This window comes from Halosolutus amylolyticus (genome assembly GCF_023566055.1).
Taxonomy (GTDB): Archaea; Halobacteriota; Halobacteria; order Halobacteriales; family Natrialbaceae; genus Halosolutus; species Halosolutus amylolyticus.
On sequence record NZ_JALIQP010000002.1, the window covers coordinates 956,482 to 974,365 of the forward strand.

A 17,884-nucleotide genomic window follows, 5' to 3' on the forward strand; every position below is an offset into this window, starting at 1 on the left:
GGGCGAAGGATGGTGTAAGAGGGGGCAATCAGCGTTGCCCGTCTCCCACGCGGGTGACGCCGACGGACGCGTGAGTCGAGACAGCGAGGGCACCGCACGCTCGAACTCACTGTCGCATCCGTTCCAACGCTTTTCCCACGACGAGTCGAGGAGTTCACAACGAGTCGACGACTCCGCCATCCCGGACCCGTTCACGGAGATCTCCGAACCGCTCAGAGCGTTCCCCTGAGGTATATTTCGTCGTCGGTGATCTCCTGAATGCTCCCTTCGTCGAGCGGATGCGCGTCGTCACCGGCCTCCCCCCACCCGAGTTTGGCCCTGATCGTGTCCACGATCGTCGGGTCGGGATCGACGTACCCCCGTCCCTCCTCGACCGCGACGATGCGACCGATCTCGGTCCCGTCCGTGTTCAGGACGCGTTTTCCTTCGTCCGCTTTCGTGAGGCGCTCTCGTGTCATGCTGTTCCCGGTCGATCGTAGGGCCCCGCGGGGGCTCTGCACCCACGTCGGGCGGCGCCGGATCGGCCGACCGCCGATCGAGGGGCGTGACCGGTCTGGCGGGAACAGGGATTTCGAGCCAATAAACGGCCAAAATCGTTTCCGTGGGACAGGGTCTCGTTTCCGCCGACGCGGCCAGTAACATGTGATTAGCGCACGCGCCCTCGTCAGGTCACGGGTCAACGCGATCCTGTCCCAGCACAACAGAAGGGTTATGCCGCTAGTCGCGTATTACTATTCGATCAATGGGCGAGTCCCAGTCCATCCCCGCTTCGATCGACGATCCGCGGGTCACCCCGCAGTTCTATCGACGGGTCCCCGGATCGACCGACCTCCACCTCGTCGGCGTCGTCCACGACCACCCCGCGAGCATCGCCCGGGTCGAACGCGTCCTCGAGACGGTCGATCCCGACCTCCTCGCGCTCGAGTTGCCACCCGCGGCGCTCCCGCTGTACCGCGCCTACGCCCGCGACGGCGACGGCGGCGATCCGCCCCGCTTCGGCGGCGAGATGAGCGCAGCGATCCGTGCGACCGACGCCGAAGTGGTCGGCATCGACGCGCCCAACTGGTCGTTCCTGCGACGACTCGTCGCGCGCCTCGTCGCCGATCGCGTCCCGGCGTCGACGGCCCGACGGGTCATCTCGAGCGTCGGCGGGGCGACCCGATCGGCGCTGACCTGCCGGATCGCGGCGTCGTTGACCCACGCGACCTCGATGACCATCGCCTGCGACGACCCGATCGAGTACGAGTGTGCGCACACCGATCCGCCGGCCGAGCAGGCGGCCCACGAGCGATCGCACGTCGCCGGCATCCAGGCACTGCTCGGGAGCGTCGACACCGACGGCAGCGCACTCGCCTACCGGGACGAGACGCGCGAACGCTGTATGATCGATCGGCTCGCGGACGTCCGTTCGACCGGCGAGGTCGTCGCGGTCGTCGGCGTCGACCACCTCGAGACGCTCGAGGCGGCGCTCGACGGCACGAACGCGTAGACGGCAAAACCGAAGTATCTACTCAACGAGGCGCGTATCGGTCCGTTTCCGGCGGTTCGATCAGGATTTCTCCCTCGCTCGTGACCGTGACGTAGTGGTCGTCGACGACGAACGAGAGTCGGCCGCCGGTTCGTTGCCGGCCGTCGTGGCGCGGCCGGAAGAGCGCGTCGAGCGCGTCGGGATCGACGGCGTCGTACAGCGAGAACCGGCAGTCGGTGACGTCGACGCCCATGCAGTCGGCCAGTGCGTGAATCACGGTCGTGCTGAGCGCGGCGGAGCCGTCGGGGTCGTGAACGGCGCGATACACCGATGGAGAGCGAGAGTGGGGTGCGGGGGGTCTATGTCCGGACATACCTGGTCGTCTTCGCCACCCAGTCGTTCCTCGAGAGGTAAAAGCGTAATCGTCGATTACCTGCCAGAACGACGGCCCTACTCCCGTATTTAGGATAGTTTTCGAGACGGTCACCGCTTTCGATCGGTCCCGACAGCGCACTGTCTGGCGTTGCGGACCGATCACTGGCGAAGCGCCGAGATGCAGTTCCAGCAGTACGTGAAGGTCTGGTCGGCCGCGTTCCGTGCGCCGCAGTGTGGACACCGGATCGTCTCGCCATCGAACTCGTGGGTCCGCGCCGCATCGTCCGGATCGCTGGTGTCCTCCGGCGCACGTGGGTACCGATCGGCCCCGGGCGAAGAGCGCGAACTCGCCCGATTGGGGTCGGCGAACGACGGCGACCCGGCGTTCTCACCGTCCGCACGGCGGACGTACACGTAGTACAGTAACAGGTGAAGCAGGGCGAACAGCACCACGTAACCGACGAGCCAGCCCCAGAGCTCCATCGGCGTGATATACGTTCTCAACCCACTTGGGTATTCCCCGCCTCATCGGGCGATGACAGTCGATCGAAGGAGAACGACAGTCGTTCCGGACGGTCCGTCGACACCCGTTCGAACCCGGGCGTCCCGGTCCAGGCGAGCGCTATCGGGGCGGTTCCAGGTCGCGCTGGAACTCGTCGAACACGTCGAGGCCGTTCGGCAGGTCGTACTCGAGATGTCGTTGTTCCTGCCGGTTGATGCCGGCGTCTTCGACGGGCGTCGCGACCGACTCCCAGCCGGGCTTGATCTTGACGCTCTTGGCGGGCATCCCGACCGCGATGTGGTGGGCTGGGATGTCGTGCTGAACGACGCCGCGTGCGCCGACGATGGCGTTCTCGCCGACCCTGTTGCCCGCGCGCACCATCGAGTCGTAGGTGAGGCGCACGTCGTCCTCGACGATCGTGTGGTAGTTGCGCACCTCGGTCTGGTCGACGACGTCGTGGTCGTGGCTGTAGACGTGGACGCCGTCGGAGATCGACACCCGGTCGCCGATCGTCAGCTTCCCGCGGTCGTCGAGGTGGACGTCGTCGTGGACGACCGCGTTGTCGCCGATCGTGATGTTGTGGCCGTAGGTGAAGGTGATTCCCTTGAAGAAGCGGCAGTCGTCGCCACACTCCTCGAAGAGGTGATCCGCGAGCATCCGCCGAAATCGGAGCGCGAACTCGACGTTGTCCGCGATCGGCAGACTGTCGAACTGCCGCCAGAGCCACTGGAGGTGCTTGGAGCGGCGGAACCGTTCTTCGTCCTTCTCGGCGTAGTACTCGCTCTCGAGGGTCGTGTTACACGGGTCGTAGCTCTGCAGTCGGACGCGCTCTGCCGTCGAGACGTCCTCGCCTGCCTGCCAGCGCTCGTAAGCCTCCCGATCGCCCGAGAGGTCGATCAGCACGTCCTCGACGACGGCGCAGGTGTCCTCGTCGCTCGACAGTCGCTCGTCGACCTCGTCGATGAACTCGCGCATGCCCGCCTCCGCCTCGTCGGGCAGCGAGACGTACCGCTTTGTCATATCCCGAGGTATTGCTCGCGGCACTCATAGGGGTTCGGTTGTGCGTTCGCCTTGCCGATCCCGGTCGGTGGCGCACGGGTATCGCGAGCGGAAGTAGCGATCGGTTAGAGAACGTCATTTTCGTCAATATTTTGTGCATTAGAATCAAGTAGGGTAGAGTAGTCATATTGAGTGCCAGCTTATGGCCAACAACGATCGCGATTACATCCCCGTGTTTGACGAGGAAACCGGCGTCGACATCGCCTACCGTGACGAGATGGGTACGCTTCGGCGGATCTCGTACGAACCGACGGACAACGGACACAAGCGCGTCGAACAGCGGTGGACTGGCGCAGCTTGGGACGTCGTCGACCGGGAACCGGTGAACGACCTCGTCGTCGAACGGCCGGTCGGAACGGACTGACCCCCCTCGACGGAGACGGTTGACCACTCGTATTACCACACGAACAGGGTAGGGGAGACGGGCGACCTATTCTTCGGGAGGCGGTGAAGACCGGATCAGAACCGACCGCTAGCAGGTCCCACACAGGAGAGGGTGCCGACAGATCGGCCAGAGAGGATTGCCGCCACGAACGTGATCACCGAGCCGAGAACGATTCGATCGAATCTTCGGTGGAGAGCGGCTTCCATCACCGGTCGGTATCGAACGGCGACTCGAAAACCGACGATCACGGGCCTTCGGGATCGCAACGTACAGGACGGGTGCTGTGATCAGCGGCGTTCCGCACGCCATAAGTTCTCTCGCTCTAAAGGACCGTGTATGCAGTACCAGGAACTCGGTGACTCCGGCGTCGAGGTCAGCGAAGTCGGCTTCGGCGCGTGGGTCGTCGGCACCGACTGGTGGGGCGATCGGTCCGAGGACGACGCGATCGAGATGGTCCAGTACGCCGTCGACCAGGGGATCACGTACTTCGACACGGGCGACGTCTACGGCCACGGCCGGAGTGAGGAGTTGATCGGCCAGGCCCTCGCCGACGTCCGCGACGAGGTCACGATCGCGACCAAGGTCGGCTACGACTTCTACAACAACCCGCAGGCCGGCCACGGCGAACTCCCCAAGGAGATGGCCCCCGAGTACCTGCGCGAGGCCGTCGAGAAGAGCCTCGATCGGCTCGCAATGGACTCGATCGACGTCCTCCAGTTGCACAACGCGAACGTCGACGAGATCACCCCCGACGTGCTCGAACTGTTCGACGAACTCGAGGAGGAGGGCGTAATCGAGGCGACGGGACTCGCGCTCGGCCCCTCGATCGGCTGGCTCGCCGAGGGCGACCTCGCGATCGAGGAGGAGTTCGACTCCGTCCAGCTGGTCTGGAACGTGCTCGAACAGGAGGTCGGCAACCACTTCCTCGAGACGATCGAGGAGACGGGGTCCTCGACCAGCCTCATCCCCCGCGTTCCCCACTCCTCGGGGATCCTCAACGAGCAGGTCACACCCGAAACGGAACTCGGGGAGGGCGACCACCGCGGCTTCCGGCCCGACGAGTGGTACGAGACGGGCTGGGAGAAACTCGAGAAGCTGCGCTTCTTGGAGCGCGACGGCGAACGGACGATGGGCCAGGCCTCGATCGCGTGGCTCCTCTCGCACGACCCGGTCGCGTCCGTGACGCCGACGTTCCGCACCAAAGCGGACGTCGACGAGTGGGCGGCGGCCAGCGACGTCCCCAAACTCTCCGACGAGGAACTGGCCCGCGTCGACGACCTCTACGAGAACGACTTCGGGATCGATCGCGACGACGGCATGGACGCGCTGCGATCGTCCGTCGACGGCGAGGACATCCAGTCGGCCGGGCTGGACAAGCTCGCGGCCGACTGAGTCAGCCTGTCGCGACGGACGCCGACCGATACCCCTTCACGTCGGCATCCGGAGCGCGTACAGGATCGCGACCAGTCCCGTCAGCTGACTGAGTTGCGAGAGCAACGCGACGATCGTCTCCGTGAGAAACGGCACCGCGAGGAACAGCACTAGAAGCAGGAACGGGACGGCGAGGACGAGGACGAACCCGATCGAGATGAACAGCATCGGCCGACTGTCGTTGCGCCGATAGCCGCGGTACGCGTGGTAGGCGATGAACAGCCCGAGAAGGACGCTCAGGACTTCTGACGCCTGAATCACCGTAATAGCCCACTCCGGTGGCATCTCCGTCCCCCAGACCTGTACCGGCTGGAACCAGTCCTGGGGCAGGGTCCAGTCCACGTCACATCCCCTCGATTAACCGGGTGAATCGATCGGCTATGTCCTCGCGGCGATCGATGCGGACCTGGAGCGTGCCGTCTTCCAGCTCGACCGTGATCCGCTCCAGGTTCGTCGAGTAGATCGATCGGTGGTGGCCGCCGTCGGGATCCAGCTGTGTCCGCTCGACGAGCAGGCCACACTCGCGGAGGTCCTCCAGCCGGCGGTAGACGGTCGGTTGCGATGCGTCACAGCGGTCACTCAGGGTGGTCGCTGACATGGGTTCCTGACTCGTCTCGGTGAGGATCGTTCGGACCGTGGAATCTTCCAGCAGGGTCCCGATCCGTTCGACGTCCGGCTCCTCACTCACAGTACCGGAGTGTACCGAGAACACACATAAATGGATTTTCACGACTGCGGGCGCTGAAGTCGTGCGCACCCATCCTTCGTGACGGGACTCGTTCGATCGCACACGATGGCTTCGACTCGACCGAGCGGTAGTCGACCCGCACAGGAACCGATTCCCCACCGCGTCGCGAACTGGCTGTGGACGCGCCTTTCGCGCCCGGGCCCGCTCCGTCCCACGGCGGGCGGCGGACTGCTGACCGTCCTCGCGAGCGTCGCGGTGAGCATCGCCGCCGTCGGGCCACTCGGCTCCGAGATACGGATCCGGTGGTCCGTCGGCACCTCCTACGGGCCGGAGCACGCGCCGACGCTCCTCGTCCTCGCAACGTTTCCGGCCCTCGTCGCGATCGCACTCGTCGGATTCCGTGGACTGTCACTCCTCCTCGAACGGACCGACGAGTTCGACGCTGCGCGTGGCTACTACGAACTGGCGGCGCTGCTGGTCCTCCTGGCACTCGTCCTGACGCAGGTGGCGACCGTCACGGCGAACCTCCTGTGATCGACGGCGAGGGTCGAACGGGACGGTGTGAGAGGCGATCGGCGTCACCGGGACCGCACCGACTCGACTTCGCTGTCGGCCAGCCACTCTGCCCACGTCCGCGTCCCGACGGTGCGTTCCGGACACAGCGCCGCTCCCGATCGAAACCCGTCTGCGATCGAGCCGGGAATCGGCAGGCGGACGATCGGCCGACGGAGGTCCCTCGCCTCGCGGTAGGTGCGGGCGAGCTCGCGGACGGTTCGCACCTCGGGGCCGCCGACGGCCGGGACGCGGCCGGACGGATCGGCCGTCGCGTACTCGACGATCGCGTCCGCGGCCTCGCCCGCGTCGATCGGCTGGAGTCGAAATTCGGTCGGGAGCGGCCACACCGGCAGGCGCGAGACGGCGTCGAGCAGGTCACGAACGAACGGGTGGAACTGCGTCGCGCGGACGATCGTCGACGGGACAGTGCTTGCCTCGACGGCCCGCTCCGCGGCGAGTTTGTGTTCGTAGTACGAGAGCAGGATCTCGTCCACGCCGACGATCGAGACGTACAGGACGTTGTCGACGCCGGCGTCGGCCGCCGCCGCGAGCAGCCGTTCGGTGCCGCGAACGTCGACCGCCTCGCTGTCGCCCCGCGGTGCGGTAGCCGCGTGGACGACGACGTCCGCGTCCTCGACGGCCGATCGGAGCCCCGTTCCGTCGACGAGATCCAGTTCGACCCACTCGAGATTGCCACCGTCGCTCTCCGGTGGTGGCGATCGACTGGCCGCACGAACCGCGTGGCCCGCTTCGCGCAATCGAGGTCGCAGGGCCCGTCCGAGCGTCCTGGTGGCACCCGTGAGGAGCGTTCGGTTCGTCATCTCGATCGTTCGTTCGCGCGCCAGTGTCAAATTACCAAGGACTCGATCGACGTCACGGACTACCGTCGGTCTGTCCCGGTACAACCGCAGGCCGATCGCGGTTGCACCGGGACAGCGGCACAGCAGACCGTACGAATCGATCGCGGGCGTGACGCCGGAGAAGCGATCGACAAAATGTCAGGTAGAAGTAGAGGTGATGTTCGCCAGTAAAGTCAGTATTACGTGATGTCCACCGACGAGTGACCGTGTATACCGTAGCTAAGTGATAGCGAATGAGTATATCAACGAAACTAGAACGGATCGGACAGGTTACGAGCAAGTACTTCGTCGTCTGGGTGCTGGTCGTCTCGGGAGTCGCGCTCTACACGCCCGACGCGTTCACCCCGATCGCGGACTACATCACGCCGCTTCTGGGGATCATCATGCTCGGGATGGGGTTGACGCTGACGCCAGCGGACTTTCGACGGATCATTGAACGACCTCGAGACGTCCTGATCGGTGCGATGGCCCAGTGGCTCGTCATGCCGTTGCTTGCCTACGTGCTCGTCGCCGCGCTCGGGCTCCCCTGGGAAATCGGCGTCGGACTCATCCTCGTCGGCGCGGCGCCGGGCGGTACCGCGTCGAACGTGATGACCTACCTCGGTCGGGGCGACGTCGCCCTGTCGGTGACGATCACGTCGCTGACGACGGTCGCCGCGCCGCTCGTGATGCCCGCCTGGGTCGTCCTGCTGGCGGGCGAATCGATCACCGTCACGTTCGCGGAGATGGCCGGTTCGATCGTCCAGATCGTGCTGGTGCCCGTCGTCGCAGGTCTGGTCCTTCGCTACGTGCTCGACAGGAAGGCCCCGTCGGTCGCCGAACTCGGGCTATCGATCTTCCCGGCGATCAGCGTGATCGCCATCGTCGCCATCGTCGCGGCGGTCGTGGGGCTCAACGTCGAGAACATCCGCACCGCGAGCGCAATCGTCTTCCTCGCCGTCGTCCTGCACAACGGACTCGGACTGGGCGCGGGCTACGGCATCGGACAGCTCGCGGGAATGCGCGAAGACCGGGCCCGGGCCTGCGCGTTCGAGGTCGGACTCCAGAACAGCGGGCTGGCCGTGGCGCTCGCGGTGTCGTTCTTCGAGCCGGCCGCCGCGTTGATTCCGGCGCTGTTCAGCGTCTGGCACAACGTGTCCGGACCGGCGCTCGCGACGCTTTTCACCCGGATCGACGGCGAACCCGTCACCGAGTACGAACCGGCCATCGCCTCGGACTGACGGTCTCGCCTCCCGGAGATCGTCGCAACTCGTTTCGCGTCCCGGAGACCATCGCGGCGCTCCGTCGTCCCCTGTAGCTCCTTAGTTTCCTCTAGGCCACCCGCAGATACGCTTTTGTACCGCGATAGTGTGCTACGAGTTATCATGACTGACGTAACGTACGTCCAGAAAGCCTGCGCGTACATCACCCGCGCCCCGGGCGAACTCCTGGTGTTCGAGGGGCCGGGTCACGACGGGCTACAGATCCCAAAAGGGACCCTCGAATCCGGCGAGTCGCCGCGGGAGGCCCTGTTTCGGGAAGTGATGGAGGAGAGCGGCCTCGGAACCCTGAGCGGAACGCGGCACCTCGCGACGGACGTCTGGACCCGCCGTCGATCGCCACCCAGGCGGTACGTCCGCCACTTCTTCCACGCGCGAGTTCACGAACCCCGCGATCGGTGGACCCACACCGTCACGGACGGCGGTGGGGAACACGGGGCCGAGTTCGACCTGTACTGGGTGGACCCGACGACCGCCCGCGAGTTCGCGCTCGATCTGGACGACTACGTCTCTCTCCTCCCGAGCGCCGATCGAGCGGGCGAGACGCCGCAGGCCGCGGACTGATACGGATTGCTGTAACTATTTACCGCCGATCGTCGATCCCGTCCTGGTGATCGGCGGTAATTGACTACAGCAGTCCGTATGACGCCGTCAGGTTTCGCCGACGGCGTACCGAAGTTCGACGATACCGTTCTCGTGAGCGATCGACTCGATGAGTGCCAGTTCCCGATCGACCCCGGAGCCGTCGGACGAGGACCCGTCGAACAGAGCGATGCCGTCCCCGAGCAGGACCGGGATCACGGACAGCCAGAGTTCGTCGATCCCGCCCGATCGGAGGAAGGCCTGCACTACCTGCGCGCCGCCGACGAGCCACGCGCGATCGTGTCCGTCGACAGCGCCGGATTCACTTCGACAGCGCCCGCTCGACTGCCGTCGCGACGGTCGTTGCCTTCTCGGCCAGGTCCTCGGATACCAGTCCGTCGGCGACTGCCGATTCGAGTTCGTCCTCGTCGACGATCGCGACCGACCCGTCGGGTTTGCGGATCACGTCGACGTAGAGGTCGACGTACCGGGCGCAGTCGGGGAACAACTCGACCGGCGTGCAGATGTTGACGTAGGTTCCCTTCGCAGTGCCCTCGGCGTCCCGATAGGTCGTCGGATACCACCACCGGCCCTCGCGGAACTTCGTCACGGCGACGTCGCCGCTCTCCTTCGGCACGCCGAGCGCGTCGTAGGTCCCGCCGCCGCGCATCGATCGCTCGACGGTCACCGAGCCGTCGCCCGCCCAGTCGGTCACCTCGCCGCGGCCGAGCGAGATGCGTCGGCCGTCGGGCTTGCCGTGGCCGATCTCGATCCGATCGCCCGTCGTCGGGCCGAACTGGCCGGTGACGGCGGCGAACGGGAATCCGTCGGAGTCGTCGCCGTCGCCGTCGTCTTCGGTTCCTGACCTCGCAGAGCCACAGACGGCCTCCGCGAAGTCCACCGCCGCGCTCGCGGCCCGATCGGCCGCCTTCGTCCGGTGGTGGCCGGCCATCGTCGCGGTCACCGCCCGGCGCGCGTCGTCGAGCGCGAACCGCGACTCGCGGCCGAACCAGAACCAGACGGTTCGTTGCGGTGCGGCCAGCCGTCCCGGATCGCCGGGGTCGTCCGGGGCGTCGGCGAGCGCGTCTTCGAGCGCCGCGGCGCGATCGACGGCCCGATCGAGCGCGGTCCCCATCGCATCGAGGTCCGCGTCGGCCGCGCTCGGCTGCCAGCGCAGTCCCCACCCCTCGGGGATGTCGGTCGAGAGGAGGTCGGTCATCCCGACGAGTTCGTCCGCCCGCTCGCCGCGGAGGGCCGCCGAGACGCCGTGACGATCGCGCGAGAGAGTACAGAGGCCACCCTGGACCTCGAGCGAGGGGGCGACCCGCGGCCGATCGTCGTCCCAGGGGGGCGCTGGCTCGCGGACCTGCAGGCGGTAACGGTTCCCGGTGTCGACGTAGCCGTCGACGTCGTCGTAGTCGAGGTAGCCGCGACGGCCGTCGCCGAGGTCGACGACGGCACCGCCACCGCCGTCCGCCTCGATCACGTCGCCGTCGAAGACCGCGCCGCGAGGGGCCGCGGCGTCCCAGTGAAACGTATCGATCGCGAGGTCGTCGAACTGGTCGACGACCGCCGCGACGGCGTCGGGAGCCCCCGAAACAGCGAGCCCCTGCCTGTCGCGGCTCGTCTCGATCGACACGTCCGCGGGGACGGCCTCGAACGACGAGTCGAACCGCTCCTCGATCGGGTCGGAAGCCTGGACGACCTCGAACCCGTTCTCGTCCAGCAGGTGGGTCACCGCGGTGGTGTAGATGCCGCGGACGCGAACGGTAGTCACGCTCGTCCCTCCGCCCGCGGTCGACTGGCTCCCTGCACGGGGATCACCGGAGCGTCTCCCGATCGGCCGCGAACCGGACCCGATCGTGGATCGTCGGCCCGAGCGTCAGTTCGACGGAGCCGTCGTCCAGGAGCCGTCCGTCCTCGACGTACACGCCCCACGTGTCGAACCGGAGCCAGCCGCGCATCTCGTCGGCGTGAGTCGTGAGATCCAGGGACTCGACGGCGTGTTCGGGAAACTCGGCCCGCGAGTGGGCCATGTCCATGTCCGAGTAGACCGTCCCGTGCTCGTCGAAAAACGCCTCGAGCGCCGCCGCGTCCTCGGCGACGGCCTCGACGATCGCCTCGGAGGCGGCCTGCAGGTCGTCGGTCTCCAGGCCGACGTCCCGAAGCGCCCGCTGTGTACGCTGATCGAAGTGCATACCGGCGGCTTCGCACGGGAGGCCTTTGTGGATTCCGAGTCCGGATCGCGACCGAACCCGTCGGCCCCAAACCGACCCGTCGACCGTCGATCAGTCGTCGGCGGGCGAACGCTCGGTCGTCTCCGTCGGGGTCGCGGCGTGGGTCCCCGCTTCAGCCGGGGTCTCCGCTTCAGCCGTCGATTCGGCGTCGGTCCCGTCGTCTGTCTCGTCGGTCGGTGCCGGCGGTGCGGTGTAGAGAATCCCACGGCTGCCACTGTACATGATTGTCGGTCATCACGAGCGACGGAGCATAAGCGTCGTCCTTATACGCATCACGAGAGTCAATATCATACTAGGGTCGGGACGATCGCCGTTCGGAGGACCCGATCGTCTCGAACGGGGCTCGATGAGGGACCCGCTCGCCTCGACCGGCGGTCGATCGGGGGTGATCACGCCGAACGCTTACCGGATCCGCCGCCGTAGGGGCCACCATGCAGCGCAGGCGCGACCCGGTCGAACGAGCGAGCGACGGATCGACAGACCTCTACGACGTCTCGACGTGGGAGCCGCGATCGGCGGTCGACGGTCTCGCGTACTCGATCTACGGCGCGATCAGCTACGGCTTGCGGGCGATCGTTCTCGGTGTAGCGATCGCGATCACGCTCGCACTGCTCGTCCAGCCGGTCAGGCTCGCGATCGAGGACCCGTGGCTCGGTGCGTTCTTCGGCCTCTCGATCGTCCCGGCGGCGTTGCTCGCCGGCTTCATCTGGTACACCGACATCACGACGAGCGAACCGCTCGGCTTGCTGGTCGCGACGTTCCTCCTGGCCGTGCTCTTCGCGACGTTCGCCGCCGTCGTGAACTCGGTGATGGCCCCGATCCTGCAGCCGATCGCGTACGTCGGCCCGATTCTCTTTTTCTACCTGATCGTCGGCCCCGTCGAGGAGGCGGTGAAACTGCTCGCGGTCCGCGTGTTCGCCTACCGGAGCGACTCCTTCAGGGCGGTCGTCGACGGCGCGGTCTACGGCGCGGTCGCCGGCCTCGGCTTCGCCGCCATCGAGAACGCGATCTACATCGCGGGCACGGTGGAGGCGGCACAGGTCGGGACGGTCACCGCCGCGACCGGCATCGCGACCGTCCGCGCGCTGGTCGGTCCCGGCCACGTGATCTACTCCGCGATCGCGGGCTACTACCTCGGGCTGGCGAAGTTCAACCCCCGGTACGCCGGCCCCCTCGTCGTCAAGGGGCTTCTCATCGCCGCGTTCGTCCACGCCACCTACAACGTCACCGTCGGCATCGTACCCGGAGCGATCGCCGCGACCTACCCGATCGGCGACGGCCTCGCGTTCGTCGGCTACGTGATCGTCTACGACGCCGTGATCGGCTACTACCTCTACCGGAAACTCGCCCGCTACCGTCGCACGTACCGCGAGACCCGGGACGACACCGGCGAACCGCCGTCGTCGGAACTCACCGAGTTCGAACCCTCACAGCGGTGACAACGGTCGTATCGAGCGTGATCGGATCGTCGGATACTTCTAGCCGGACGGGAAATACGGGCCAATGGTTCCGGTTGTCGGTTCGCTCGTCGCGTTCCTCGTCGCGTTGCTCGTCGGTGGGGCAGCGATACACATCAGCGCGACCGTCGTCGCCGACGTCGACGATTACTCGCACGCGATCGTCACGGCGCTCGTCGGTGCGATCGCGTGGGCGCTGACGTCCTGGATCCCGCTCGTCGGGCCGATCATCGCGCTGGTGGCCTGGATCTGGGTCATCAACTGGCGATATCCGGGAGGCTGGGCGAACGCTGCGGCCATCGGGTTCGTCGCCTGGCTCTCCGCGCTCGCGATCCTGTTCGTTCTCAACTCGGTACTGCGGTTCGGGGTCGGTGCGTTCGGGATTCCAGGTGCCTGACGGTTACGCGTCGAACCGGGCCTCGAGGAGCCGCTCGACGTACTTCGCGAGCACGTCGACCTCGAGGTGGACGGGATCGCCGACGGTCTTCTCGGACAGCGTCGTCAGGTCGTAGGTCGTCGGAACGATCGCCACGGTTACGCGGGCGTTCGCGTCGGCGGTGTCGCCGCCCTCCGCTCGGTTCGTCGACGACGAATCCCCGTCGTCCAAATCGGCGACGGTGAGGCTGATTCCGTCGAGGGTGATCGACCCCTTCTCGACGACGTAGCGATCGTACCCCGCGGGCAGTTCGAACTCGAAGTACCAGTCCTCCTCGACCGATTCGATCGCTGAGACCGTGGCGACCGCGTCGACGTGCCCCTGCACGACGTGGCCGTCGAACCGACCCTCGGCGGGCATGGCCCGCTCGAGATTCACCGCGTCACCCTCGTCGAGGTCACCGAGGTAGGTCCGCTCGACCGTCTCGGTCGCGAGGAAAACCTCGAACCACTCTCCCTCTTCGTACCGCTCGACGGTGAGACAGACACCGCTGACGCTGATGCTCTGGCCGTGTTCGAGGCCCGTCGCGACCTCGTCGGCCCCGATCCGAAGGCGCAGGCCGTCCGCGGTTCGATCGCGGGCGACGACCTCGCCGGTCTCCTCGACGATTCCCGTAAACATACTCGGAGGTGAGAGCCGACGAATAAAGACGTTCCGGATTCGGAACGCGTAACGATTCCGTGACGTGATGCGCCCGGTCGATCGGTCGTCGATCAGTCGCCGCGCTTTTGACCGGACTCCCCGTATCGGGTGCCAATGGGAGGCATCATCGACACGATCAAACTCGCGGGCGTTCTCGTGCTGGCGCTCCCCGCGGCGCTGGCCGGCCTCGATCTCCTGTTGCTCCAGGGCGAGACGCTGGTCGGCGGCGCGCTGATCGCGCTCGCGATCCTGCTCGTTCTCGTCGAGCAACGGCTCACGACGCCGGGTGACGTTCCGGGGCTCGTCGCGAAGCGGCTCTTCGGGTCAGTGGTGAAAGAGCCGGAATCGGACCCCGAGTCCGACGAGTGATACGGTTTACTGTACGTCAGTTCCGGCGCAACCGCGATCCGGGCGGCGGTTGCGCCGGGAAATCGGTACAGCAATCCGTATGAGGAATCCCCGATCCCTACGATGGGGCGGCCACCGGCGTGGAAGGGATCACGTACCGCGAGGACGTACTGGAAGCTATGGAAGAGCGAATCCCGGTACGGGTCATCGACGGCGACGAAGAAACGATCGTCGAGGTCGAACGCGGCGCGAACCTCCGGGAGGCCCTGCTCGACCGCGGATTTCCGGTCTACGGGACGCTGTCGCGGTACGCCAACTGCGGCGGCCGGGGACTGTGTTCGACCTGCACCGTCGAGGTCGATCCCGCACCGGAACCGACCCACTGGCACGACGCCGCGGCCGTCCGGTTCGGCTACCCGCGCCTCTCCTGTTGCATCGCGGTCGAGGAACCGATGACGGTGGGGCTCCTCGACAAGCACGTCTGGGGACAGGTCCTTCCGCGACAGCTATCCCCTGACTGACGACGCACTGCGGCTACTCGAGCACCGCCGTCGGTTCGATCGATCGCGAGGGTGCGTCGAGCCACGCGACCTCGCGCTCGCGAACGGCGAGTACGTCGGCGAGTCGAATCCACCGATCGGGGTCGAACTCGACGGCGGCCTCGATGCGGACCAGCGAGCCAGGGCCGACCTCGTCGCCGCCGCCACGGGGGCGTTCGGCGGGTTCGAGGCCGACGCCGGCTACCCGCGTCTCGACCGGTTCGTCAGGAAAGCCGAACCCGCGTATTTCGGCCTCGAGATCCGCCTCGACCGCGGTCACGGACTCGGTAGCGGCGGTGAGCATCGACTGAACGGACCGGAACGCCTGCGTCACGGCGACGTGTGCCCGCCGCTCCGTTCCGCCCTCGCTATCGACGACGAGCGTGCGAACGAGGCCGCCATGATAGCCCGATCGTCCTCGCGGCGCGGTCGCGACGACGATCGGCGAACCCGGTTCGAGCGCCGCGTCGCCCTCCGGAGCCGCGATCGACGTGTTCGCACCGGGAACGCCGCCCGCCGCGACGATCGCCTCGTCGACCGCGCGCCGGAGTCGACCGGGCGTCACTGCCGCGTCGTCGGCCACGAGGCGGCCGTCCGCGATCGTCGCGTCGGCGAGCACCGCTGCGGCGCGACGGATTCCCGCGCCCGCGGCCGTCTGCGAATCGGCGACGGCCTCGCGCTCGGTGTCCATCTTCGTCGCCCGCGTTCGCTCGACCACGTCGGTCGACGTAAGCGAGAACCCAGCCTGTTCGAGGTAGAGCGCCGCGTCGTGCGGGATCCGGGCCGGAGTATGGACGGTTCCCGGACCGAGCCGATCGGCCAGTCTGGACGCGAGGGTCGCAGCGGCCCGGCCGGCCGATCGATCGCTCCACTCTACGACCCAGTCGGTTCCGTCGAACGCGAGGGCGACGCTCCCGACCGATCGCAACTGATCGCCGAGAGCCGACGGCTCGGCAGACGACAGGCAGTACCGGATCGCGGGGTCCCGGACGGAGCCGGCGTGGACGAACGCGACTGTCTCGCGGGAGTCGAGTGCCGTCGCCAGCGCCGCCTCGAGCGTGTCGTCGCCGCCAGTCACGGCGCTTCGGCTTCGACCTCGTCGCCCTCGGGATCGGCCGGCTGCTGGGCCTCCTCGACCAGTTCCTCGAGGGTCATGTCGGACAGGCGGTTCTTCAGCAGGACGTCGATCGGGAGCGTCGGCGCGCCGTCGACGAGGTTCTCGAGGAGCACGAGGCGTTCCCGGGCGCGAGACATGCCGACGTAGAAGACGCGCCGTTCGTTGTCCGTCAGCACGGGAACGGGCGAGGTGGTCTTGGTGAACTCCTCGCAGCCGGGGACGGCCTCGGGATCGTCCACCGTCGCGACCATCTGCTCGACGACCTTCTCGGTGAGATCGGTGCCGACGAAGACGTGGTCGGCCTCGCGACCCTTCGCGGAGTGGATGGTACCGACGCGGACGCGATCGGTGTCCATGTTCCGGTACTCGCCGATCGCGAAGTACGAGCGGACGCTCTTCTTCTGGAAGTTGGTCACCTTGCGGACCATGTCGGCCGCCGAGGCGGGACCCGGCATGAACGGGGCGTGGTCCTGAACGACGTCTGCGGGGATCGTGAGGTCCTCGAGGTCCTCGACGTCAGCCTCCTCCTGGAGGTCGTCGATCGTATCGAAGAACTCGTCGCGTTCGTTGGTGCCGAACGCGGAGTCCTGGAGCATGTCCGCGAGACGGCGAGCCTGCAGGCCGGTGACGTCCTCGCCTTCGTCGAGCGCCTCGACGGCCCGGACGTACTGGGTGAGTCGATCGGTCCACATGCGCTGGTCGGTCAGCGACGTGAACGGCACCCCTTCGGTGATGAACTCGTCGATGAACTGGAACATCTGGTAGCGCGCGCGGAACAGCACCATGATCGTCCCGTCGCCCTCAACGAGGGTTCGCCGGACGTTGCGGACGACGTCGAGCATCGACGCGTTCGCGCGGGCCTCGACGGCCCCGCCCTCCTTGCGGGGTTTGAGGTCCTTGTCCTGTCGCTGCTCGATGTGGCGGATTTCCTTGTTGACCGCGTTGAGCACGTTCGAGGGGAGTCGATAGGAGTTCGGCAGAATGATATCCTCGTCGACCTCCTCGTCGAGCAACAGCGCGGGGTCGGCACCCTGCCAGGAGTAGACGACCTGGTCGTCGTCGCCGGCGATCAACACCTGGTCCATGTGGGGTTTCCACTCCTCGTAGACGTCGTACTGGAGGGTGGTGATGTCCTGGAACTCGTCGATCACGAGGTAGTCGACGCTCGGGAGCAGGGAGCGCTGTTTGACGCGCTCTAACATGTCCGCGAAGCCGATCTTTCCCTGTTCGCCCTTGTAGGCGCGCCAGCCGCGGATCGCTTCGGGGACGTCGATCCGATCGTCGTCGCTGGGCCAGGTCGGCGTGTACTTGTTGCCCTCCTGGGCGTGGGGGTCGATCTCCGGCGGGAGGCGAACTTCCTCTTCGTCCCACTGGAAGGGGACGTCGTACCAGTCGGAGACGTCCCGACTGGTCCGCTGGAGCCACTGGCTGGTGGCGATGATCTTGTTCCCGATCGTGGTCGAGCGGGCGGTGCGGCGACCGGCACCGCTGTACTCGTCCTCGAACTCGAGTCCGAAGTCCTCACAGAACTCCTCCTTGTCGGATTCGCCGATCACGTCGCTACGAGAGAGATCGAGGAGTTCGTAGGCCTTCGCGTGCATCGTACAGACGTTCCCCTGCAGGGCGCGGGGACTCTCGTCGAGCCGTTCGGCCAGTCGTTCGCGAACCTCCTGTGCAGCCGCTCGCGTGTACGAGACGACGAGGATGTCCCGAAAGGTAACGCCGTCCTCCTCGAGGATCTCTTCGACGTGGTCGAGCAGGGCGGTCGTCTTCCCGCTGCCCGGACCTCCGAACAGCCGGGTCACCTTCGTCTCCGTGGTAGCCATTATCCCTGTTCAGGGTCGCAACACCCATAAGTCACGTGGGTTGACGACGATAGAAACGTACGGCGCGTCGTTCGACGCGTGGTGGTCGACCGGGAACGGTGCGTCGTACGGACTGCTG

23 protein-coding genes and 1 pseudogene are annotated in these 17,884 nt (G+C 66.7%); 10 read left to right on the forward strand and 14 right to left on the reverse strand.

Annotated features, from left to right (window positions below):
- Positions 1-212: 212 nt before the first annotated feature.
- Complete coding sequence (locus tag MUN73_RS11100; RefSeq protein ID WP_250140532.1) at positions 213-458, reverse strand: PRC-barrel domain containing protein; 246 nt, start codon at positions 456-458, stop codon at positions 213-215.
- Between the two features lie 284 nt (positions 459-742).
- On the opposite strand from MUN73_RS11100, the gene MUN73_RS11105 reads away from it, so the two are divergent.
- The gene (locus tag MUN73_RS11105; RefSeq protein ID WP_250140533.1) at positions 743-1,489 is read left to right on the forward strand and encodes a TraB/GumN family protein; all 747 of its coding nucleotides are present in this window, start codon (positions 743-745) and stop codon (positions 1,487-1,489) included.
- A gap of 22 nt (positions 1,490-1,511) precedes the next feature.
- Here MUN73_RS11105 and MUN73_RS11110 read toward each other — a convergent pair whose 3' ends face one another.
- The 3 genes from MUN73_RS11110 to MUN73_RS11120 all read right to left on the reverse strand — a co-directional run bounded on the left by MUN73_RS11110 (position 1,512) and on the right by MUN73_RS11120 (position 3,365).
- On the reverse strand, positions 1,512-1,841 hold the full coding sequence (locus MUN73_RS11110) for a HalOD1 output domain-containing protein (RefSeq protein WP_250140534.1): 330 nt from the start codon (positions 1,839-1,841) through the stop codon (positions 1,512-1,514).
- Positions 1,842-2,002: 161 nt separating this feature from the next.
- A complete protein-coding gene (locus tag MUN73_RS11115; protein ID WP_250140535.1) occupies positions 2,003-2,326 on the reverse strand; it encodes a DUF7577 domain-containing protein in 324 nt (107 codons plus the stop codon).
- 139 nt (positions 2,327-2,465) lie between these two features.
- Entirely contained in the window at positions 2,466-3,365 is a 900-nt protein-coding gene (locus tag MUN73_RS11120; RefSeq protein WP_250140536.1) for an acyltransferase, read from the reverse strand.
- A 181-nt stretch (positions 3,366-3,546) separates the two neighbouring features.
- On the opposite strand from MUN73_RS11120, the gene MUN73_RS11125 reads away from it, so the two are divergent.
- Together MUN73_RS11125 and MUN73_RS11130 are read left to right on the forward strand one after the other, a co-directional pair.
- A complete protein-coding gene (locus MUN73_RS11125) occupies positions 3,547-3,768 on the forward strand; it encodes a hypothetical protein (RefSeq protein WP_250140537.1) in 222 nt (73 codons plus the stop codon).
- A gap of 357 nt (positions 3,769-4,125) precedes the next feature.
- The gene (locus tag MUN73_RS11130; RefSeq protein WP_250140538.1) at positions 4,126-5,181 is read left to right on the forward strand and encodes an aldo/keto reductase; all 1,056 of its coding nucleotides are present in this window, start codon (positions 4,126-4,128) and stop codon (positions 5,179-5,181) included.
- A 36-nt stretch (positions 5,182-5,217) separates the two neighbouring features.
- On the opposite strand, the gene MUN73_RS11135 is transcribed toward MUN73_RS11130, so the two are convergent.
- On the reverse strand, positions 5,218-5,505 hold the full coding sequence (locus tag MUN73_RS11135) for a DUF7521 family protein (RefSeq protein ID WP_265339217.1): 288 nt from the start codon (positions 5,503-5,505) through the stop codon (positions 5,218-5,220).
- 58 nt (positions 5,506-5,563) lie between these two features.
- Positions 5,564-5,908: a helix-turn-helix domain-containing protein gene (locus MUN73_RS11140; protein ID WP_250140540.1), complete on the reverse strand. Its 345-nt coding sequence runs from the start codon at positions 5,906-5,908 to the stop codon at positions 5,564-5,566.
- Between the two features lie 105 nt (positions 5,909-6,013).
- Between MUN73_RS11140 and MUN73_RS11145 the strand changes: the two genes are divergently transcribed.
- Positions 6,014-6,442, forward strand: a complete 429-nt coding sequence (locus MUN73_RS11145; RefSeq protein ID WP_250140541.1) for a hypothetical protein — start codon at positions 6,014-6,016, stop codon at positions 6,440-6,442.
- A 44-nt stretch (positions 6,443-6,486) separates the two neighbouring features.
- Here MUN73_RS11145 and MUN73_RS11150 read toward each other — a convergent pair whose 3' ends face one another.
- Positions 6,487-7,284 carry an SDR family oxidoreductase gene (locus MUN73_RS11150; RefSeq protein ID WP_250140542.1) on the reverse strand — a complete coding sequence of 266 codons (798 nt, stop codon included), beginning with the start codon at positions 7,282-7,284 and terminating at the stop codon, positions 6,487-6,489.
- 272 nt (positions 7,285-7,556) lie between these two features.
- Here MUN73_RS11150 and MUN73_RS11155 point away from each other — a divergent pair, with 272 nt between their 5' ends.
- Both MUN73_RS11155 and MUN73_RS11160 read left to right on the forward strand, forming a co-directional pair.
- Positions 7,557-8,543, forward strand: a complete 987-nt coding sequence (locus MUN73_RS11155) for a bile acid:sodium symporter family protein (RefSeq protein WP_250140543.1) — start codon at positions 7,557-7,559, stop codon at positions 8,541-8,543.
- 144 nt (positions 8,544-8,687) lie between these two features.
- Positions 8,688-9,146 carry an NUDIX hydrolase gene (locus tag MUN73_RS11160; protein WP_250140544.1) on the forward strand — a complete coding sequence of 153 codons (459 nt, stop codon included), beginning with the start codon at positions 8,688-8,690 and terminating at the stop codon, positions 9,144-9,146.
- An 87-nt stretch (positions 9,147-9,233) separates the two neighbouring features.
- On the opposite strand, the pseudogene MUN73_RS11165 reads toward MUN73_RS11160, so the two are convergent.
- The 4 genes and pseudogenes from MUN73_RS11165 to MUN73_RS11180 form a co-directional block, all read right to left on the reverse strand.
- Positions 9,234-9,452, reverse strand: a pseudogene (locus MUN73_RS11165) (dihydrofolate reductase family protein); the annotation flags it as partial.
- A gap of 34 nt (positions 9,453-9,486) precedes the next feature.
- Positions 9,487-10,941: a ribonuclease FAU-1 family protein gene (locus MUN73_RS11170; RefSeq protein WP_250140546.1), complete on the reverse strand. Its 1,455-nt coding sequence runs from the start codon at positions 10,939-10,941 to the stop codon at positions 9,487-9,489.
- 43 nt (positions 10,942-10,984) lie between these two features.
- Positions 10,985-11,362 carry a DUF7532 family protein gene (locus tag MUN73_RS11175; protein WP_250140547.1) on the reverse strand — a complete coding sequence of 126 codons (378 nt, stop codon included), beginning with the start codon at positions 11,360-11,362 and terminating at the stop codon, positions 10,985-10,987.
- Positions 11,363-11,452: 90 nt separating this feature from the next.
- The gene (locus MUN73_RS11180) at positions 11,453-11,623 is read right to left on the reverse strand and encodes a hypothetical protein (RefSeq protein WP_250140548.1); all 171 of its coding nucleotides are present in this window, start codon (positions 11,621-11,623) and stop codon (positions 11,453-11,455) included.
- A gap of 209 nt (positions 11,624-11,832) precedes the next feature.
- Between MUN73_RS11180 and MUN73_RS11185 the strand changes: the two genes are divergently transcribed.
- Both MUN73_RS11185 and MUN73_RS11190 read left to right on the forward strand, forming a co-directional pair.
- Positions 11,833-12,840 carry a PrsW family intramembrane metalloprotease gene (locus tag MUN73_RS11185; RefSeq protein WP_250140549.1) on the forward strand — a complete coding sequence of 336 codons (1,008 nt, stop codon included), beginning with the start codon at positions 11,833-11,835 and terminating at the stop codon, positions 12,838-12,840.
- A gap of 64 nt (positions 12,841-12,904) precedes the next feature.
- Positions 12,905-13,255, forward strand: coding sequence for a hypothetical protein (locus MUN73_RS11190; protein ID WP_250140550.1), 351 nt, complete (start codon positions 12,905-12,907; stop codon positions 13,253-13,255).
- A 3-nt stretch (positions 13,256-13,258) separates the two neighbouring features.
- Here the strand turns inward: MUN73_RS11190 and MUN73_RS11195 are convergent, their stop codons facing one another.
- Positions 13,259-13,915, reverse strand: a complete 657-nt coding sequence (locus MUN73_RS11195; protein ID WP_250140551.1) for a riboflavin synthase — start codon at positions 13,913-13,915, stop codon at positions 13,259-13,261.
- 135 nt (positions 13,916-14,050) lie between these two features.
- Between MUN73_RS11195 and MUN73_RS11200 the strand changes: the two genes are divergently transcribed.
- Positions 14,051-14,305, forward strand: coding sequence for a DUF7533 family protein (locus MUN73_RS11200; RefSeq protein WP_250140552.1), 255 nt, complete (start codon positions 14,051-14,053; stop codon positions 14,303-14,305).
- A 158-nt stretch (positions 14,306-14,463) separates the two neighbouring features.
- Entirely contained in the window at positions 14,464-14,805 is a 342-nt protein-coding gene (locus MUN73_RS11205) for a 2Fe-2S iron-sulfur cluster-binding protein (protein ID WP_250140553.1), read from the forward strand.
- Between the two features lie 13 nt (positions 14,806-14,818).
- Here the strand turns inward: MUN73_RS11205 and MUN73_RS11210 are convergent, their stop codons facing one another.
- Together MUN73_RS11210 and MUN73_RS11215 are read right to left on the reverse strand one after the other, a co-directional pair.
- Positions 14,819-15,901 carry a M24 family metallopeptidase gene (locus tag MUN73_RS11210; RefSeq protein WP_250140554.1) on the reverse strand — a complete coding sequence of 361 codons (1,083 nt, stop codon included), beginning with the start codon at positions 15,899-15,901 and terminating at the stop codon, positions 14,819-14,821.
- Positions 15,898-17,766 carry a UvrD-helicase domain-containing protein gene (locus MUN73_RS11215; protein ID WP_250140555.1) on the reverse strand — a complete coding sequence of 623 codons (1,869 nt, stop codon included), beginning with the start codon at positions 17,764-17,766 and terminating at the stop codon, positions 15,898-15,900. Before MUN73_RS11215 ends, MUN73_RS11210 begins: the two co-directional genes overlap by 4 nt.
- Positions 17,767-17,884: the final 118 nt, after the last annotated feature.

Coding starts and splice junctions, on each gene's coding strand:
- MUN73_RS11100 (WP_250140532.1), bottom strand. CDS start 458: ATGACACGAGAGCGCCTCACGAAAGCGGACGAAGGAAAACGCGTCCTG.
- MUN73_RS11105 (WP_250140533.1), top strand. CDS start 743: ATGGGCGAGTCCCAGTCCATCCCCGCTTCGATCGACGATCCGCGGGTC.
- MUN73_RS11110 (WP_250140534.1), bottom strand. CDS start 1,841: ATGTCCGGACATAGACCCCCCGCACCCCACTCTCGCTCTCCATCGGTG.
- MUN73_RS11115 (WP_250140535.1), bottom strand. CDS start 2,326: ATGGAGCTCTGGGGCTGGCTCGTCGGTTACGTGGTGCTGTTCGCCCTG.
- MUN73_RS11120 (WP_250140536.1), bottom strand. CDS start 3,365: ATGACAAAGCGGTACGTCTCGCTGCCCGACGAGGCGGAGGCGGGCATG.
- MUN73_RS11125 (WP_250140537.1), top strand. CDS start 3,547: ATGGCCAACAACGATCGCGATTACATCCCCGTGTTTGACGAGGAAACC.
- MUN73_RS11130 (WP_250140538.1), top strand. CDS start 4,126: ATGCAGTACCAGGAACTCGGTGACTCCGGCGTCGAGGTCAGCGAAGTC.
- MUN73_RS11135 (WP_265339217.1), bottom strand. CDS start 5,505: ATGCCACCGGAGTGGGCTATTACGGTGATTCAGGCGTCAGAAGTCCTG.
- MUN73_RS11145 (WP_250140541.1), top strand. CDS start 6,014: ATGGCTTCGACTCGACCGAGCGGTAGTCGACCCGCACAGGAACCGATT.
- MUN73_RS11150 (WP_250140542.1), bottom strand. CDS start 7,284: ATGACGAACCGAACGCTCCTCACGGGTGCCACCAGGACGCTCGGACGG.
- MUN73_RS11155 (WP_250140543.1), top strand. CDS start 7,557: ATGAGTATATCAACGAAACTAGAACGGATCGGACAGGTTACGAGCAAG.
- MUN73_RS11160 (WP_250140544.1), top strand. CDS start 8,688: ATGACTGACGTAACGTACGTCCAGAAAGCCTGCGCGTACATCACCCGC.
- MUN73_RS11175 (WP_250140547.1), bottom strand. CDS start 11,362: ATGCACTTCGATCAGCGTACACAGCGGGCGCTTCGGGACGTCGGCCTG.
- MUN73_RS11180 (WP_250140548.1), bottom strand. CDS start 11,623: ATGTACAGTGGCAGCCGTGGGATTCTCTACACCGCACCGCCGGCACCG.
- MUN73_RS11185 (WP_250140549.1), top strand. CDS start 11,833: ATGCAGCGCAGGCGCGACCCGGTCGAACGAGCGAGCGACGGATCGACA.
- MUN73_RS11190 (WP_250140550.1), top strand. CDS start 12,905: ATGGTTCCGGTTGTCGGTTCGCTCGTCGCGTTCCTCGTCGCGTTGCTC.
- MUN73_RS11195 (WP_250140551.1), bottom strand. CDS start 13,915: ATGTTTACGGGAATCGTCGAGGAGACCGGCGAGGTCGTCGCCCGCGAT.
- MUN73_RS11200 (WP_250140552.1), top strand. CDS start 14,051: ATGGGAGGCATCATCGACACGATCAAACTCGCGGGCGTTCTCGTGCTG.
- MUN73_RS11205 (WP_250140553.1), top strand. CDS start 14,464: ATGGAAGAGCGAATCCCGGTACGGGTCATCGACGGCGACGAAGAAACG.
- MUN73_RS11215 (WP_250140555.1), bottom strand. CDS start 17,766: ATGGCTACCACGGAGACGAAGGTGACCCGGCTGTTCGGAGGTCCGGGC.